The sequence below is a fragment of the Microbulbifer harenosus genome, from assembly GCF_005771435.1.
GTDB classification, from domain to species: domain Bacteria; phylum Pseudomonadota; class Gammaproteobacteria; order Pseudomonadales; family Cellvibrionaceae; genus Microbulbifer; species Microbulbifer harenosus.
Genome location: NZ_VANI01000001.1, coordinates 234,099 through 250,066, shown reverse-complemented (window position 1 = coordinate 250,066; position 15,968 = coordinate 234,099). Strand labels below are relative to the sequence as shown.

Genomic DNA, 15,968 nt, shown 5'->3' with positions numbered 1-15,968 from the left:
GCCGGGTAGTTATTTCTGAAACCGGGCCCCGAGAAAAAAAATATTCCAAACCTGGGAGATTTATCCCAAAAATGCCGTCAACAAACGCAAAAAGCGCGACATGCATCCGCAAATGCGAGCGGGCAATTCTACTTGAATGAGCATCGAGAATCACCGGCAATGCCATTACATGTGATTACACGCGCTGTAATTCACGACAATTTTTTTGGCAGCAAACCAGAAACAAAAAAGCCGCATCCTCTCGGATGCGGCTTTTCGTATTTGGTGGAGCTAAGCGGGATCGAACCGCTGACCTCAACACTGCCAGTGTTGCGCTCTCCCAGCTGAGCTATAGCCCCAAATTTTGCTGCGCTTTCGTGTTGCGTTTCCCCCGAAAGCGAGGCGCATTTTAACAGCGAACCTCCGGGTGTCAACAAGAAAAAACAACTTTTTAATCAAATAGTTAGCGACCAAACTCCGCATCCAAAACTGGCGCCAAATCTGGAGCTGTGGTCACAACCGAGAAAGCCGCCCCCCGGCTGGACCAAACCCGCCCTATCAGGCGGATACGGGTTCTTCGCTGGCGCGCACCGCCAGGAACTTTTTCAGCTCACTGCCGATTTCTGCATGCTGCAATCCATATTCGAGCTGGGCCATCATGTAGCCCACCTTGTTGCCGCAATCGTGACTGCGGCCGACAATGTGGTAGGCCTCCACCGCCTGCTGCTTGAGCAGTTCGTCGACAGCGTCGGTCAGCTGGATTTCACCACCGGCACCGGGGGCGGTTTTTTCCAGCAGGCCCCAGATTTCTGCCGGCAACACATAGCGGCCGACCACGGCCATGTTTGAGGGAGCCACATCCACTGCGGGCTTTTCCACCATGCCGTCAATCTTGGCCACACCGCCAACCGACAGTTCCGCCCCCAGGCAATCCACCACACCGTATTTGCTGACTTCCGCCCACGCCACCGGTTCCACCATGATCTGGCTGGCCTTGGTGAGTTCGAAGTTGCGCACCATGGCCGCGAGGTTGGTGCTGGTCAGATCCGCCGCGTATTCATCTACCAGCACATCGGGCAGCAGCACCGCGAAGGGATTGTCACCCACTACCGGGTGCGCGCACGCAATAGCATGGCCGAGGCCCTTGGCCTCCGCCTGGCGCACGGAAATAATCGTTACATCCTTGGGGATGATGGCCCGCACTTCGTCCAGCAGCTGGCGCTTGAGGCGGTTTTCCAGCTGGGCTTCCAGCTCGAAGGAGGTATCGAAATGGTTGGTGATGGCATTTTTACTGGCGTGGGTAACCAGCACGATTTCCTTAATGCCGGCCTTGACCGCTTCGTTGACCACGTACTGGATCAGCGGCTTATCGACAATCGGCAGCATCTCCTTGGGGATGGCCTTAGTGGCCGGCAGCATGCGCGTACCCAGTCCCGCCACGGGGATGACTGCTTTCTTTACGGTCGTCATATTTTTTCCTTATTTCCTTATTGTTACTTCCGGGTTAATCCATTAATCCAAACTGCGCCGAATTCTACATGTGAATTGTGACAAATGTCACACAGAGGCAGGTGACTGCCTGATTCGGCTGGCGGCTTTGTTTTTTGTACAGACAATCGCTCAAGATTTCTACAGCAAAATAAGTGCCAGCCGAGAGTGATGTGGGACGGCATCGGTGATTGGCTCTGTAGGAGCTTGCCTTGCAAGCGAACTTTCCGGAGTTCGGTGTTCGGTGTTCGCCTGCAAGCAGGCTCCTACACAGGGTGCGATCGGTGTTCGCCTGCAGGCGGGCTCCTACACAGGGTGCGATCAGCATCGGCCGAGGTTCGCCTGCAGGCAGGCTCCTACAGGGAGGCGTACTCTTTTTCCCAGCGCTTCAATACCTTTTTACCGGCACCGCCCAGTACCTCGATGGCCTGGCGCAGGCGCGCGCGGCTGAGGTCGGGGCCCAGCAGGTCCATGGCGTCCATTACGGAGAAAGACGCGGTGGTACCGCTGATGGCGACAAACAACGGCGCGTTAAAGTCCTTGAGTTTGATCTCCATCTGCGCGGACAGTTCTTTCATCGCGGCAAAAATATTGTCTTTGCTCCAGCTGCGCAGGGCCTCCAGACGCCACAGGGCGAATTGCACCAGGCGTTTCTGCTCCTCCAGCTCCAGCTTGCTGCCGCTGGCGAAGCTCGCTTCACTCAGGTCCAGCTTGCCAGCCGCAAGAAAACTGACCAGCGGCGCGAAATCACCGAAGGTCTCCATGCGGCCCTTGGCGTGGGGCAGGACCTTCATCAGGTTGTCGCGGTTCAGCAGCCAGTTCTGCAGGCGGTCGGCCAGCTGTGTGTCTTCCAGCTCGCGAATCCACAGGCCGTTCAGCCAGCTCAGCTTCTCCACATCGAACACCGGGCCGCCCAGTGACACCCGCTTGATATCGAAGTGCGCTCGCATCTCGTCAAGGGTGAACTTTTCGCGCTCGTCCGGCATGGACCAACCCATGCGGCCGAGGTAGTTCAGTAGAGCCTCGGGCATGTAGCCGGCACGCTGGTAGTAAAGGATGGAGGTGGGGTTCTTGCGCTTGGACAATTTGGTCTTATCCGGGTTGCGCAGCAGCGGCAGGTGACACAGCACCGGCATTTCCCAACCGAAGTACTCGTACAGCAGTTTGTGCTTGGGCGCGGAGTTGATCCACTCCTCACCGCGCAGTACGTGGGTGATTTCCATCAAATGGTCGTCCACCACGTTGGCCAGGTGGTACGTGGGCATACCATCGGACTTGAGCAGCACCTGGGCATCCACCTGGGCCCAGTCGATCTCGATGGTGCCACGCAGCAGGTCTTCGATCACGCAGGTGCCGGATTCCGGCACATTCATGCGCACCACATAGGGCTCTCCTGCGGCCTTGCGCCTCTCCACCTCTTCCGCGGGCAGCGCGAGGTCGCTCGGCTTCAAGGTTACCCGACCGGCTTCCTGCAACTGCGCGCGCAGCTGCTCCAGTTCGTCCGCGGTGCGGTAGCAGTGGAAGGCATGGCCTTTGGCCACCAGATCGTTGCAGTGCTTCTTATATATGTCGCCGCGTTCACTCTGGCGGTACGGACCGTGCGGACCACCCACGTCCGGACCTTCGGCCCAGTCGAGCCCCAGCCAGCGCAGGCTGTCGAGGATTGCCTGTTCGGACTCGGGGGTGCTGCGCACCTGGTCGGTGTCTTCGATACGCAGGATGAACTGGCCACCCTGGGCCTGGGCAAAGCACTGGTTGAACAGGGCGATATAGGCAGTACCTACGTGGGGATCACCGGTGGGGGAAGGAGCAATACGGGTTCTTACGGTCATTGGAAACCTGGATTCTGGGTGGACAAAGGGATGAGAAAAAAAGGAGCGGCATTATATCGCCACCGCCCCAGAGCGCCCAGTGGGCTCGAAAAGTTGAATCAAACGCCACTCAAACCTGTATAACCCGCCCCAATGAACTAACCACAAAAAACAAGCAATATTTCTCAAAATTTGCGTGACTGCTATCACAAAAACCGTATGATCGCGCCGATGCCGGCATAGTTGGAGGAACTAACGCCAACCTGCGGTAGTCGGCGCCTGGGCTCGAGCCCGACAACAACACTACAAGATTTCGTAGGGGACACCCAAAATGAAAAAAGGCATTTCCGCACTCATAGCCCTACTCGCGAGCACCGGTGCTCTGGCCGCGACTCAGGGCAACGTCGGTGACAGCACCTCAACTGGCACTGTTGGCATCACCCTCGATGTGAACACCAGCATTGTTGCCAAGAACTTCAACGACATGAGCCTCTCCCTGGAGAACACCGCTCCGGGCAGCGACATTGTGGGCTCCGAATCCTTCTGCGTGGGCGGCCTCGGCTTCAACGAGTACACCATTGCCTTCAGCAGCCTGAACGGCAGCACCGGTAGCGGTACGGCCACCGATGCACCTTTTGAGCTGGAAAGTGGCGCCGATCAGATCGCCTACCAGGTTGGGTTTGCTGACAGCGTTGGCGCCACAACCCCGGCGGCCAGTGCCGACAGCAACGGCGATGTGAGTAGCCAGTACGCGAAAAATGGCGACCTCGGCTGTGGCACTGACAACGCCAAGCTCTTCGTGACCATCCCCTCCTCCGAGTGGGAAGCGGCCACCCAGGCAGCCGATTACAGCGACACCCTGACTGTCACCGTTACCGTTGACAACTGATCGCATCGACTGATTCCCGGCGGCATCCGCTGCCGGGAGCCATCTGATTCTTTCTATGCTTCGCTGGGCAGTCGCCGCGTGTTCACTGTGTACGGGCATACTGGCTGCCGCCGACTCGCTCGCCGCGGCCGCGACCGCGTTTGTGCTGGAAACCGGTACACCCGCGGGTTTCTCTGAGTTTACCGATGCACAGGAGCTGGTTGCCGATCTCTATTTCGGAGGACGCTTTGTGGGCAGCGTTCCCGTGACGGTTACCCTTGAGGACGTGACCTTCCGCGACCCGCACGCCACGGCGAACCTGTTGCCGGAGACGCTACAGCCCGAGCGCGTGCTCACACTCCTTTCGCACCCCCTCGCGCGCCACTCCTCCAAAGTCTGTTACACCCGGCAACAACAGGACTGCGGGGTTCTGCAGCCCGAGGAACTGGGAATTATCTACGACGAATCCCGCTTTCGGGTCGATGTATTTTTCTCACCGGCGCTGTTGCCGCAACAGGCGGCCATCAAGGATCCCTATCTGCCGGACGCCCGCGCCGGGTTCTCCGTGCTGCAAAATCTGAGTGGCGCCTGGTCAGGTGTGGAAGGCAAAAGCAGTGCACACACCGCCGCGCTTTACGGGCAGACCATTGTCAGTTTCGGGGAGAGCGGGCTCCACGGCCACTGGACCCTGAACAATGCCGGTAGCACGCAACTCTATCGCCTGCATTGGACGCGGGACTACCGGGGCCGCGCCTACTCCGTCGGCCTGCTGCAGCCCTATTCCGGCTTTGGCGCATTTGTAAGCGCTCCCTATCTGTACGGTGTTGAATATCGCAGCAGCGACAACAGCCGGGTCGACCGCGAGTACCGCCTGGGTTCACCGGTGGAAGTGAACATGCCGATCCGCGGGAGATTGGAAATATTGCGAGACGGCGGCCTGATCTATAGCGCCCTGCTCGAAGCCGGCAACCAACTGATAGACACCACAACGTTCCCCGACGGTGCCTATGAAATCGAAGTCCGCACTTACGATGAAGGCGGGCGTATCATCAATGAGTACCGGGAATTTTTTACCAAAGACACCCAGCTGCCTGCGCTGGGTGAATGGCAGTGGAGCCTGCAGGCCGGTACCCCGGCGGAGATAAACCCAAGCAGCACACTGCCGGACCGGCACGACGAATATTTTGTACAGGCCGGTACGGCCCGCAGACTCAGCAACAATTTCGGTATTTTCACTAACCTGGCCGCCACCGGCGAGGAATCCGCCCTGGAACTGGGGGGGCGCTGGATACTGCCCTGGCTGGAAGTTTCCCCGAGCCTTCTGCATGCAGAGGGGCGCAACGGCCATCGACTCTATGGCAGCCTGAAGACGCCGTATTTCACGCTCGGCGTTAGCGATACGCGCCTCAACGATGCATCAAGCCCGGCCAATCGGGATTTTTCGCTGCTCAACAGCGGCTACAGCAACCGCTCCGCCAATATCAGCACACCACTGCTCGGTGGCCAGTTGAGTTTGCGCTATACGGAAAGAAGCCGTGCTCTGTCGGTCAATGACAGCGGTTTTGTATTGGACTCGGAACTGGGCGGTGCCAATCGACTACAGACGCTCGAATTCCGCCGCGGTATTTTCAGCAATCGTTTCTGGCAGGGAAATATCTTTCTTTCCCACAGCGACGCCGACGGTATCGCCTTTACCCGCGCCACTGTCGAGTTCCGATGCCGCGGCGAAAACTGGCATCACAGCGCCCGCTCACGGGTGGAAAAAAGCCATTCCGGCGCCACCCCGTTTCTGGGCTTGAGTAGCTCATGGAATGATCGAGACCGCTGGTCGATGGTAGTGGATCAGCAGTTTTCCGCCGAACTGTCGGAAGACCAGCAGTATCTGCGCAGCGTCAGCCGCGCCGCCGGGCTGCGCGGCCAGGCCAGCGCAACCTTCGACTGGAACAATGACGCCCGCAATGACCTCCGCTCGCTCAATTATCTCGGCACCTTCAACACCAATCTGATGAGCGACGGCCACGCGTTTGCGTGGGGCGGCGAGTCGGCCCTGGACAGCGCCATTCTGGTGGATATCAAAGGCAGCGAAGATCAAGACTTTGAAGTACTGGTAGATGGCATTCGCCGCGGCTACGCACGCGGCGACAAGATATCGGCGATCAACCTGCCGGCATTCAACACCTACGATGTCACCCTGCGCCCACTGGGCGAAGGGTTTTACGATTTTGAGGAGCACTCCGAAGAAATTACCCTCTACCCGGGTAATGTGACCAGGTCTGACTACGAAGTTGAAAGCGTGGTGCTCGTTCTGGGCAGAATACTCAAGCAGGGCCATCCCGCTGCGGGCGTGAGCATCTCAATCGGCGACCGCCGCGCGGTGACGGATGAGTTCGGAATTTTCCAGATGCAATTGCGCCTACCCCCAAACGCGCGCACATCGCCGCCGCTGCAATGGGGCGACTGCCAGATCGCCGTCGGCCAACAGGTACACAGCGAACACTGGATCAATCTCGGTGATATAGAGCTGAACCGGGATTACTGTTTCTCAGAGGTGGCCCATGCTTCGCACTGACCACCACTATGCCGGCGGAAAAAACCATTCGCTGGTTTTGATCGCATTGCTGTTGCTACTGTCACTCTGTACCGACCAGACCCACGCGCAGCAGGCCTATTCGTCAACCAACCGCTTTCCCTGTACCGACGGCGCCGAAGTGACGACACCTTCAGATGAACCCAGTGGCGATAAAGCTATCGGCGTCTGCGGGTTGGACCAGTTTATCGAGCCCGCCGATGGCGCCAGCGAGATTGTTGAAGACTTCTCCATCCGCAGCTGCTGGGCCTGGTGGGGCGGCAACCAGTGGACGGCAGCACCCTGCGCGGATGCGCGCAGTTTCACCGTAGCGCTTGCCGGCGATACCGACCCCTCCGGCAAAAATTTTGTCATTACCGGCCCTTCTGGTCCGGTTCCCGTGGATATCTGGTTCCGCTACAAGCCCAGTGGGGCAGAATTCCAGTTTTTGCCCAATGCCCAGAGCCAGGCATTTCCCGGTGCGGCCAACGGTCAGCAGATTCCCGTAGAAATACGCATCACACCGCAGAGCGGCCAGTTTGCCGCCGGCGAGTACAGCGGAAACTTCTATTTTTCACTGTACCAGTGCGAAGGGAACTGGCAGGAGCCGGACTGCCACAGTGCCGACTCGGGCGGCAAAGCCAATCTGGAACCGGCGCTGCCGTTCGGCGTGACTGTTTCCCAGCCGGCACAAATTCGTATCAGCGGCCTTGAGGACATGCACCTGCTTTCGGTGGGCGAGGATATTCAGGCGAGCCAGACGTTCTGCGTATTTACCACAGACGCCGCCGATTTCCGCCTGAAAGCAGACAGCCTCCACGGAAACGCTTCGTTCCAGTTGAAAGGAATCAGCGGCGACCAGACGGTTGAATATGATCTGCGGGCGTGGGCACTGATCGGCCCGCGCAGAAGAACGAACCTTGAGGAAGGCAGCTTCACCACCACCACTTGGCGCGGGCACGCGCAACAGGAGTGCAATTCAGGCAGCGAAGAAAATATGCTGCTGGAGCTGACAATACCCGCCAGCCGCCTGCAAAACCTGCAGGCGCACAGCTATCAGGACACATTGACACTGACCGTTGAGGCCGAGTGAATGAGGCTCACGGAGCCAGTGGGAGGTCGACCGTTGAGGACTGCTTGTTGTTGACGGCGGTGAAGCGGAGGAAACCGTCCCGGATCCCGGCGGCATTTTCCGGCAGGGATATACTCACGGTCTCGCCGGGATATACCCGCTCACTGAATTCCAGCGGGGTACACGACATCTCTGAGGCACAGACCTCCATGTTACTGGCCTGCGCATTGACGTTTCCGGTATTGGTCAGTTGCAGGGCGTTGTCTCTCCGCTCAAGGCGGAAGGCGTAGTTTCCATTCTCAGGTTGAACAAAGACCAGTGCCTGGTAGGCGACCAGAATTTTTACCGCCGGTTTATCGCTCTTGATTTCCCCTACTACCGGTTTGAACGTAACGCGGTATACCCGTTCCCGATCAAGCTCGGTATCGAGAGACATGATCCGGAATCGCTTGCGGGTTCCCGGTGCCAGTACTGCCTTGGCGGGGTTGACCAGGATGCGAAACTCTTTGGGATCGGTAACACGCACCCGCGCTTCATTTTCCAACCCCGGGTTGTCTACGCGGTAAATCTCGGTCGCCAGGTACAGCGGGGCTTCATCCGGATTGCTGATCAGGATATCGTCACGGGAATTCGGCGCATCTGTGAGATAGACGATTATCTTGTCCAGCGTCATTGCCGCCTCGGCGGGCTGCACAAGCAACAGCAGAACGATCAACAGCTTCTTCATGAATATCGTGGCAAATGGGGAAATAGCGCTACATTCTAGCGGTTGCTTTCCCTTTGGGAAACCGGCTACTCCGCTACAATGAATACCAGTTTCCCGGCCTTGGATGCCGATACGGGAAAGCAGGCACTCTGGTGCTTGCTGATGAAGATTGAGTCTGCGCTGACTGGCGCCTCCATATCCCTGACGTAGATATGATAGTAGGCCGCCGGCATCCGCTTCATGCACAGCACATCGAATGCGGGGTCTTCCGTCTGGCGCAGACTGACCTGTGTTGGCACCTGAAGAGAGATCCTCATGGACGCCGATGCAGACAGACTGGACTCGCTCCAGTTATAGGGCGACATTCCGCTTCCCGCTATAAACAATATTGCCCCAAGCGCCCATCTTTCATTCCGCATGGCTAGCATCTCCCGGCCTGCTATCAGAGCCAACACCTTCAGTGTATCCGCCAGCGCGAAAAACACCCGTGTGGCCAAGCGAGATGGCGCAAGTCGCATCTCCTGCGTCGCAAATAGCGCTTATCAGGAAATTATTTATTGCGCCTCTCTTTCTTTATCGGCACGAAATTAGTCGACTTGAAAATCATTCAGAAAGAATAGAAAAGAAAATAGCGGGCACCGGAAAAATCGGGGCCCGAAAAGCAAGAAAAGGGGAGAGAGGGAAGAGAAAACGAGACGAACGGAAAAAAGCGGGAAATACGGCGCTGCCACACCGAAAGTCCGATGTGGCAGCGAACAGCACGCCTCAATTCATAAGCCGCTAGGCGACTTCAATTTTCTCATCCGGTGTTGTGGTTGGCGTATTAGCGCGCTTACGGGTTTTCCCGGCCCGCGACGGAGGCTGGCATATACCACAGACATAGTCGTGGCTGGGAGTATGGGCGTGATTCACAAACCGCCCCTTGCAGCTGGTACAGGTGGAGAGATCAAACAGCCCGCTTTCAAAAAAGCGCACAAGGGTCCAGGCCCGGGTCAGGCCGAGCACTGGCTCAGCTTCATCCTCGCTCGCCGCCAGTTCAAGGTAGAGGCGGTAGGCCTTGATGAAACCTGCCATACGCTCGCAGCCCTGATTCCGCGTCAAGTGCAGGTAAATACCGTAAAACAGCGACGCGTGGATGTTGGGCATCCAGGTGATGAACCAATCCGTAGAGAATGGCAGCATCCCCTTAGGTGGAGAAATACCCCGTACCTCTTTGTACAGGCGAATCAGGCGTCCACGGCTGAGGTCGGTTTCAGATTCCAGCACCTGCAGCCGGGCATTTAATTCAATCAGCTCGATCGCCAGCTGAACCTGCTGCATCTCATCAAGCAAACTTTTCTCGGACATTTCCAGCTCACTCAGTTGACGCTGGATGACATGAGAAGAGCAGCGTGAATGTGTTCCAGCCCTTCGGCCCGCTTGGTACTGGTGAGTTGCTCCAACTGCGCGGCGTCCTCAAAGTTCATCTTGAACACCAGCTGGTTGGAGCGGGCCAACCTGGTCAGTTGCCGCGCGGTGAGGGATGCGAGCACAGAGGCTACGGACTCATCCAGCTTGAACCTGAACAATGCCGTCGCGTAGTCTTCTTTCAAAAGCCGCTGCGCCAACAAAAGATAACTGAGATTGATATCCTGGATTTCGTTGATTGCATTATCGAACATTGAACCGCCATCCTCCTTTACTTCTTTTTATCTGCTGATCGCACCTTCAATAGGTTGGTTGCGTTCAGCGAATGCCCGGAAGCAAAGGGACCCCTTCAAGCCGAGTCCTTTCTTTAATGCAGGAAAATCCGATCTTCGCACCAACAGAACTGGTGTTAAAACCGCCCCCAATCACTCCGTCCCTGGAAGTACTTTTGAATGGAACCTGCAGAACTCAAGCGAGAATTCTAAACAGCTCCCTTCAGAAGGACCCCACTTCGCACAAGACACTTTTAATAAGAAGGGTGTCTACAGGCCGCGCTTCAAAACCCCTGAAATTCACGACTCTGCTTAAAACAACACCAGTTTGCAGTACCGCATTCAGCATCAAACAAGATAACCGCAAACTGTGAACTTGGTCACAAAACCCCGGAGAACCCGTTCACCTTCAAGGCAAAGGTAACACAATTACCCGCAGATAAATCTATTTTTTTGTCCAATTTAATCAGATTGTTCATTGCATGACTCTTGTCCATAAATGAGACAGTTTTTGTTATTCAATTGGTTCTTTTTTAACTTTTCTGTCTCGAAATTCCGCGACCAGATCAAAATTTCTGCAATAACTGCGTAGAGTTTCGGCGGTATTTTTTGATCGAGATTCAGTTGCATTAACAGAGAGACCAGCGCCGGCGCATCGCGCACAAAAATTTCGTGTTCCCGCGCAGATTCAATGATGCGTTCTGCCACTTCTCCGTAACCTGCAGCCAGAATCTTTGCAACATCATCACGGCCGTTCTGCCCGATCGCCACGGCGCGGCGGCGCGGTTGATTGTGGCCCTGGTTTCCGCTGTGCTTTGTCATTGCACCGAGCCAATGTCCAGCTGCAACCGGATGAAACCGAGCGCGTCCAACTGACGATGCAGATCGGGTATTTTATTTGCCACGAGATTTGCCACCACAGGGGTTTCCGGTTGTGCAACAATTTTAAGACTCTCGTCCGACATCATTAGATGCAGAGATATTTCACCAACAACAGGCAGAACAAGCTTCAGGTCCACCTCCCAGAAAACTTCCGACGCGTCGCCCATCTCGCTCCCGGAATTTCTGTGCGCAAAGCCGGTATTCTGTCCGTCCTCTTCTCGCATACGGATGCACAGTTCAAGGTAATGTCCGGGCCAGACTTCCCCTTCCCAACGTAACTGTGGTGTCGCTAGCAACTCCAGTTGCTGCCGCAATAAAACCTGTAACGATTCTTCTTTCACCGGTGTACCGGAAGCAGACGGCCCACCCGCGCCGGTTTGCATTTGCGGTTCGCTATCCAGCAACAAACGTTCCCGCTCACCGCGATACCACCGCAACAAATGCGACTCGTAAAACAAGCCGCTGTTCTCCACGCTGAATTTCAATGTGGTTGCCAGTTCCGTCGCTCGCGGCTGGTCGCTATCGGCCAGTGGTCGCGCGGGGCGGATAACCGGCGCGGTCTCCTGCGTATCACGCAGTAGTTCCGACAGGGTGCGCGCAACGGTGCTCAGCTGTACACCAGCGTGCTGCATTTTGGGCCGGGAAACATTCTGCAGGCCGGTGGCGCTATCTGCAACGAAAGCGTTTTTTCCGGAAACATTCTCATTCCCACCGAACAAGGTGGCGTCGCGACGCGGGTCGAGACGCGAATCGCTGCGCAGTTGCTGCACGGCGTCCGCCGGTGTCAGCGGTTTTACCGGTGCTGGCTGCCGCTCCGGCGCCGCGGTGTCCACCCGCTTGCCCAGCACCTGATGCAAAAGGGTGTCCAGCAGGAAGGTAATGCCGCTCAACGGTAATCCGTCTCCAGCGGTATTACGACGCCATAGGAACGGGACAGATTGCGTTTTCTCTGGTGAGTACCTATCAACTGCCGCAGTTCTCCCTGGCGTTCGCGCAATCGCCGGCGTATTTCCAGATCCTGCTCGACGATCTGCTCCAGCAGCAACAATTTACGGCGGCGCTCGTCATCACTCAGTGTTATGTTCACTTCGGCTGCAGCAATGGATTCAACTTCGATGGCATAGCAGGTTTGCTCTTCCACCAGATTGAACCAGTCGTGCTCTTTCACCCAGGTCAACATACGGGTGGAGCGGGCCAGCAGGTTGGCGTAGGCAGCCAACAGGCGCGATGGCGTGGTCAGCGGGCTGTCGTCGACGATGTGATGGTTCTTCATGAATGTTGCCGTCCCGGATCAACTTCTCGCCAGGCGGATGCCAGATCTTCCAGCAGTTTCCGCGCTTCCAGCAATGGCGTGCTGTCGTTTTTCAGATTGGCGTTGAGTAACTGGCGGGCAATATAGTCGTACAGGCTGGCCATCTGCACGGCCAGTTGGCCGCCCTGTTCCAGGTCAAGTGCTGCGGCCAGACCGTTGTTTACAATGTCCAGTGCCCTGGAAATAGCGCGACCTTTTTCTGCGGCATTGCCGTCCTGCATATAGACCAGGGCGGCACCGATCGCCGTGTCCGCGCCTTGGAACAACAGCAAGATAAGACGATGCGGGCTGGCCGACAGCACGTCACTTTCCAGCCCGACCTTGGCGTAACTGGCAGCACCTTGTGCACGACCTGGGGATCGTTTCGAGTACACCTCTGACCTCTTTCATCCGTTGTTATTTTTGGGTTTGCGCGGCCAATGCTTCAAATTGCTGGGTCAGATAAGTACTGGTGGAATTCATCTGCGCAATCAGGCTATCAAGCTGGCTGAACTGGGTGCGGTAGCGCTCTATGGTGCTGGCAATTTGGGCCTCGACCCGTGCATAGCGATCTTCGGTGGATGCAATGCTGGCTTCCAGTCCGCTGGTCGCGGTTTCCAGCAGTCCATCTTCTTCGGTCATCGCACCCAGCACACTTTCGATGCGATCAGCAAAGCCATCGGAGTCGTCACTGGTACCGGCAAAAAAACGCGAGAGTTCGCCGAGGCGATTGCTCACCAGGTCGTCGACTTTTTCTTCATCCAGCGTCAGTGTGCCGTCGATCTCCAGGGTGATACCGAGGTCCGCCAGGGATGAGAAGGTATCGCTCTCCAGCGAACCGCCGAGCAAATTGCGCATCTGTGACTCGATGCTCCGCACCGTGGCATTGCCCTGCAGCACACCACCGACGCCGGACTCGGTATTAAACTTGGTCAGGTCGGAGAGGCGCTCCTGCAGGTCGTTGTAGGCATCCACAAAACTTGTCAGTTTCTTTTCAATACCATCGGTATCACGGGTTACTTCGAGTGTGGCGGTCCCTGTCTTTTCAAGATCCAGGGTAATACCCTCTATGGCACCCTCGACGCGGTTATTCTGAGACTGAATCGCAATACCGTTTACGGTCAGTTGCGCGTTCTTCGCCTCAACTTCCGTGGCCGCATCCAGCGCCAGCGAAGCACCGAGATCACCGGTGAAGTCGATATTCGCAATCGCCGCCTCGGTGCCGGATTCCGCAGAGGAAAGTACCAGCCGGTAAGGGGTACCACTGCCGTCATTTACGATCGACGCCACAATACCGGCGTCGGCACTGTTGATGGCATTGCGCACATCTTCGAGGGAGCTGTCGGCCTCGTCGATGGCGACGCTCAACGTCTCACCGTTGCCGAGGGTGAATTCGATGCTGCCACCGCCGAGCTGCGCCTCTTTATCCGCTACGCCCAGGGTGGCGATACTGTAACTGCGCGCGCGCTGGGTAACATCGATCTCATAGTTACCAACGATGGCGCCTTCGCCGGCACTGATAGTCAGCGCCTCGCCACTGAGACTGGTTTCCACATCGGCAAAGTCTTCCGCGTCGCTGAGTGCGGCCGCGGCGTCTTTCACTTTATCCAGTGCACTCTCCAGCAGGCCAAAGGCGGAGATTTTGGTTTGATAGCTTTGCTGCTGCCGCGCAATCGGCGTCAACTTCTGACGCTCCGCGGATTCCAATTGGTCCAGCAGCCCGCTCAGGTCCAGTCCCGACCCTATTCCCAGGGATGAAATACTGGCCATCGAGTTCCCCTCATTTAGAAATTTCCAACCCGGATTGCATCACCGGATTCCACCTGAAACCCGTCAGGCACTAACGGTCACTTTCCACATCGGCTGCGGCAGGCGCAACTTTAGGTTTTTTTCCAGCGCTTTCTTCTCAAGGCGGAAATTCAAAAATTACCGGTAAAAGTGCTAAAGCTCATTTCGCTGCTGCCGAAAAACGGAGTAACGGCCTGCGCCGTTGTTTTGACAATCAAACGGTGACACACAGAGGGACACAACAATGTCAGTGATCAACACCAATATCACGGCCATGATCGGCCAGCAGAACCTGAGCAAATCCCAGAGCGCCCTGCAGACCTCCATGGAGCGCCTGTCTTCCGGTCTGCGCATCAACAGCGCCGCCGACGACGCCGCCGGTCAGGCCATCGCCAACCGTATGAGCTCCCAGATCACCGGTCTGTCTCAGGCTCAGCGCAATGCCAACGACGGTATCTCCGTGGCACAAACCGCCGAGGGCGCTCTGAACCAGGTAAACGACAACCTGCAGCGCATCCGCGAACTGACCGTGCAGGCGCAGAACGACACCAACTCCCAGAGCGACCGCGACTCCATCCAGGCGGAAATCAACCAGCGCCTGTCCGAGATCGACCGCATCTCCTCCGAAACCAACTTCAACGGCGTGAAAGTGCTGTCTGAAGACCGCGGTTTCACCATTCAGGTTGGCGCCAACGACGGCGAGCAGATCACCATCGACCTGAAAGAAATCAATTCCCAGACCCTGGGCCTGAGCGGTTTCAACGTCGGTTCCCTGTCCAGCTCCCTGACCGAAATCACCACCGATGACGGTGCTGGCAATACCACCACCAACCAGATCGACCTGAGCGGCATCGCCAACGGCCCGGCTGGAAACGTAACCCTGCACGGCTATGGCGCCTACGATTCCGCTACCGGCAAATACGCCGAGTATGCGATCAAGGACGAAGACGGCAACATGTACAAGATTGCCGCCGGTGACGTCGCTGCGAACGGTGCTGTCACCCACGACTTCACCGACGCCGCCGGTCTGCAGGCAGCAAAAGATGCCTACGATGCCGACGCGGAAGCCGGCCTCACCGCCACCGCCAACCCGCTGGCGACCCTGGACAGCGCGCTGAGCAGCGTTGACTCCCTGCGCTCCGACCTGGGTGCGATCCAGAACCGCTTCGAGTCCGCAATCAGCAACCTGAGCACCACCGAGACCAACCTGTCCGCGGCGCGTTCACGTATCGAAGATGCCGACTACGCGACCGAAGTGTCCAACATGACCCGTGCGCAGATTCTGCAACAGGCCGGCACTTCCGTTCTGGCACAGGCCAATCAGCTGCCGCAGAACGTGCTGTCCCTGCTCGGCTAAATCCATCCTCCCAGAGTAATCAACTCTGTTTCGGGCCCCTTATGGGGCCCATTTTTTTAGCCCGTATTGCGGCGGACTGGACCGCTTATTGAAAACGATCATCCTTGCCCCGGCTTAACAAGCTGATCTTCAACAGCCGGTTAAACCTGCATATTCATGATGTCTTTGTAGGCATTCAGCAGGCGGTTGCGCACCTGCACCCCCATTTCAAAAGCAATACTCGCCTTCTGCCCGGCAATCATCACCTCGTGTAATTCCACACCCGGATCGCCAGACTGGAACGCCTGAGCGGTAGCGGTACTCGCATTCTGCAGGCTGTTAATCCGCTGCAGGCTCTCCCGCAGCGCAGCGCCAAAGCTGCCACTGACCTGAAGATCCACAGGCGTTTTTTTGCCGGCGGCCGCATCGGACATCTCCTGCATCTGACCGAGGAGCTTCTGCATCGGCAGAGAGGTGACTGGTGTGGTCATGGTTTCGTCTC

At 57.0% G+C, this 15,968-nt stretch carries 17 protein-coding genes and 1 tRNA gene; 4 read left to right on the top strand and 14 right to left on the bottom strand.

All coding sequences use genetic code 11. The features are described 5' to 3' along the window. Positions 1-262 precede the first annotated feature (262 nt). From FDY93_RS01065 to gltX, 3 genes are all read right to left on the bottom strand, one after another. Positions 263-338 (bottom strand) — tRNA-Ala (locus FDY93_RS01065). 199 nt (positions 339-537) lie between these two features. Then, a complete protein-coding gene (gene galU / locus FDY93_RS01060; RefSeq protein ID WP_138233880.1) occupies positions 538-1,449 on the bottom strand; it encodes a UTP--glucose-1-phosphate uridylyltransferase GalU in 912 nt (303 codons plus the stop codon). A 374-nt stretch (positions 1,450-1,823) separates the two neighbouring features. After that, positions 1,824-3,299, bottom strand: coding sequence for a glutamate--tRNA ligase (gene gltX, locus FDY93_RS01055; RefSeq protein WP_138233879.1), 1,476 nt, complete (start codon positions 3,297-3,299; stop codon positions 1,824-1,826). A gap of 310 nt (positions 3,300-3,609) precedes the next feature. On the opposite strand from gltX, the gene FDY93_RS01050 reads away from it, so the two are divergent. Then, entirely contained in the window at positions 3,610-4,167 is a 558-nt protein-coding gene (locus tag FDY93_RS01050; protein WP_138233878.1) for a hypothetical protein, read from the top strand. 55 nt (positions 4,168-4,222) lie between these two features. Next, a complete protein-coding gene (locus tag FDY93_RS01045) occupies positions 4,223-6,715 on the top strand; it encodes a TcfC E-set like domain-containing protein (RefSeq protein WP_246068405.1) in 2,493 nt (830 codons plus the stop codon). Positions 6,716-6,811: 96 nt separating this feature from the next. Here the strand turns inward: FDY93_RS01045 and FDY93_RS19910 are convergent, their stop codons facing one another. Then, positions 6,812-7,087 (bottom strand): hypothetical protein, encoded by a 276-nt coding sequence (locus FDY93_RS19910; RefSeq protein ID WP_421654395.1) that lies wholly within the window; start codon positions 7,085-7,087, stop codon positions 6,812-6,814. A 343-nt stretch (positions 7,088-7,430) separates the two neighbouring features. On the opposite strand from FDY93_RS19910, the gene FDY93_RS19905 reads away from it, so the two are divergent. Continuing rightward, positions 7,431-7,805 (top strand): hypothetical protein, encoded by a 375-nt coding sequence (locus FDY93_RS19905; RefSeq protein ID WP_421654393.1) that lies wholly within the window; start codon positions 7,431-7,433, stop codon positions 7,803-7,805. A 7-nt stretch (positions 7,806-7,812) separates the two neighbouring features. Here FDY93_RS19905 and FDY93_RS01035 read toward each other — a convergent pair whose 3' ends face one another. The 9 genes from FDY93_RS01035 to fliD form a co-directional block, all read right to left on the bottom strand. Next, complete coding sequence (locus tag FDY93_RS01035; protein ID WP_138233876.1) at positions 7,813-8,511, bottom strand: fimbrial biogenesis chaperone; 699 nt, start codon at positions 8,509-8,511, stop codon at positions 7,813-7,815. A 65-nt stretch (positions 8,512-8,576) separates the two neighbouring features. Beyond that, positions 8,577-8,855, bottom strand: a complete 279-nt coding sequence (locus FDY93_RS01030; RefSeq protein WP_138233875.1) for a hypothetical protein — start codon at positions 8,853-8,855, stop codon at positions 8,577-8,579. Between the two features lie 415 nt (positions 8,856-9,270). Then, a complete protein-coding gene (flhC, locus tag FDY93_RS01025; protein ID WP_138233874.1) occupies positions 9,271-9,837 on the bottom strand; it encodes a flagellar transcriptional regulator FlhC in 567 nt (188 codons plus the stop codon). 11 nt (positions 9,838-9,848) lie between these two features. Further along, a complete protein-coding gene (gene flhD / locus FDY93_RS01020; RefSeq protein ID WP_138233873.1) occupies positions 9,849-10,151 on the bottom strand; it encodes a flagellar transcriptional regulator FlhD in 303 nt (100 codons plus the stop codon). A gap of 480 nt (positions 10,152-10,631) precedes the next feature. After that, positions 10,632-10,991, bottom strand: a complete 360-nt coding sequence (locus FDY93_RS01015; RefSeq protein ID WP_138233872.1) for an EscU/YscU/HrcU family type III secretion system export apparatus switch protein — start codon at positions 10,989-10,991, stop codon at positions 10,632-10,634. Then, positions 10,988-11,941, bottom strand: coding sequence for a flagellar hook-length control protein FliK (locus tag FDY93_RS01010; protein WP_138233871.1), 954 nt, complete (start codon positions 11,939-11,941; stop codon positions 10,988-10,990). The genes FDY93_RS01015 and FDY93_RS01010 overlap by 4 nt, the downstream gene beginning before the upstream one ends. Further along, positions 11,938-12,324 carry a flagellar protein FliT gene (locus FDY93_RS01005; protein WP_138233870.1) on the bottom strand — a complete coding sequence of 129 codons (387 nt, stop codon included), beginning with the start codon at positions 12,322-12,324 and terminating at the stop codon, positions 11,938-11,940. The genes FDY93_RS01010 and FDY93_RS01005 overlap by 4 nt, the downstream gene beginning before the upstream one ends. After that, the gene (gene fliS, locus FDY93_RS01000; protein ID WP_138233869.1) at positions 12,321-12,737 is read right to left on the bottom strand and encodes a flagellar export chaperone FliS; all 417 of its coding nucleotides are present in this window, start codon (positions 12,735-12,737) and stop codon (positions 12,321-12,323) included. Before fliS ends, FDY93_RS01005 begins: the two co-directional genes overlap by 4 nt. A gap of 22 nt (positions 12,738-12,759) precedes the next feature. Beyond that, complete coding sequence (fliD, locus tag FDY93_RS00995) at positions 12,760-14,112, bottom strand: flagellar filament capping protein FliD (RefSeq protein WP_138233868.1); 1,353 nt, start codon at positions 14,110-14,112, stop codon at positions 12,760-12,762. 262 nt (positions 14,113-14,374) lie between these two features. Between fliD and FDY93_RS00990 the strand changes: the two genes are divergently transcribed. Beyond that, entirely contained in the window at positions 14,375-15,487 is a 1,113-nt protein-coding gene (locus FDY93_RS00990) for a FliC/FljB family flagellin (RefSeq protein ID WP_138233867.1), read from the top strand. Positions 15,488-15,627: 140 nt separating this feature from the next. Here FDY93_RS00990 and fliE read toward each other — a convergent pair whose 3' ends face one another. Beyond that, complete coding sequence (fliE, locus tag FDY93_RS00985; RefSeq protein ID WP_138233866.1) at positions 15,628-15,957, bottom strand: flagellar hook-basal body complex protein FliE; 330 nt, start codon at positions 15,955-15,957, stop codon at positions 15,628-15,630. Between the last annotated feature and the right edge of the window lie 11 nt (positions 15,958-15,968).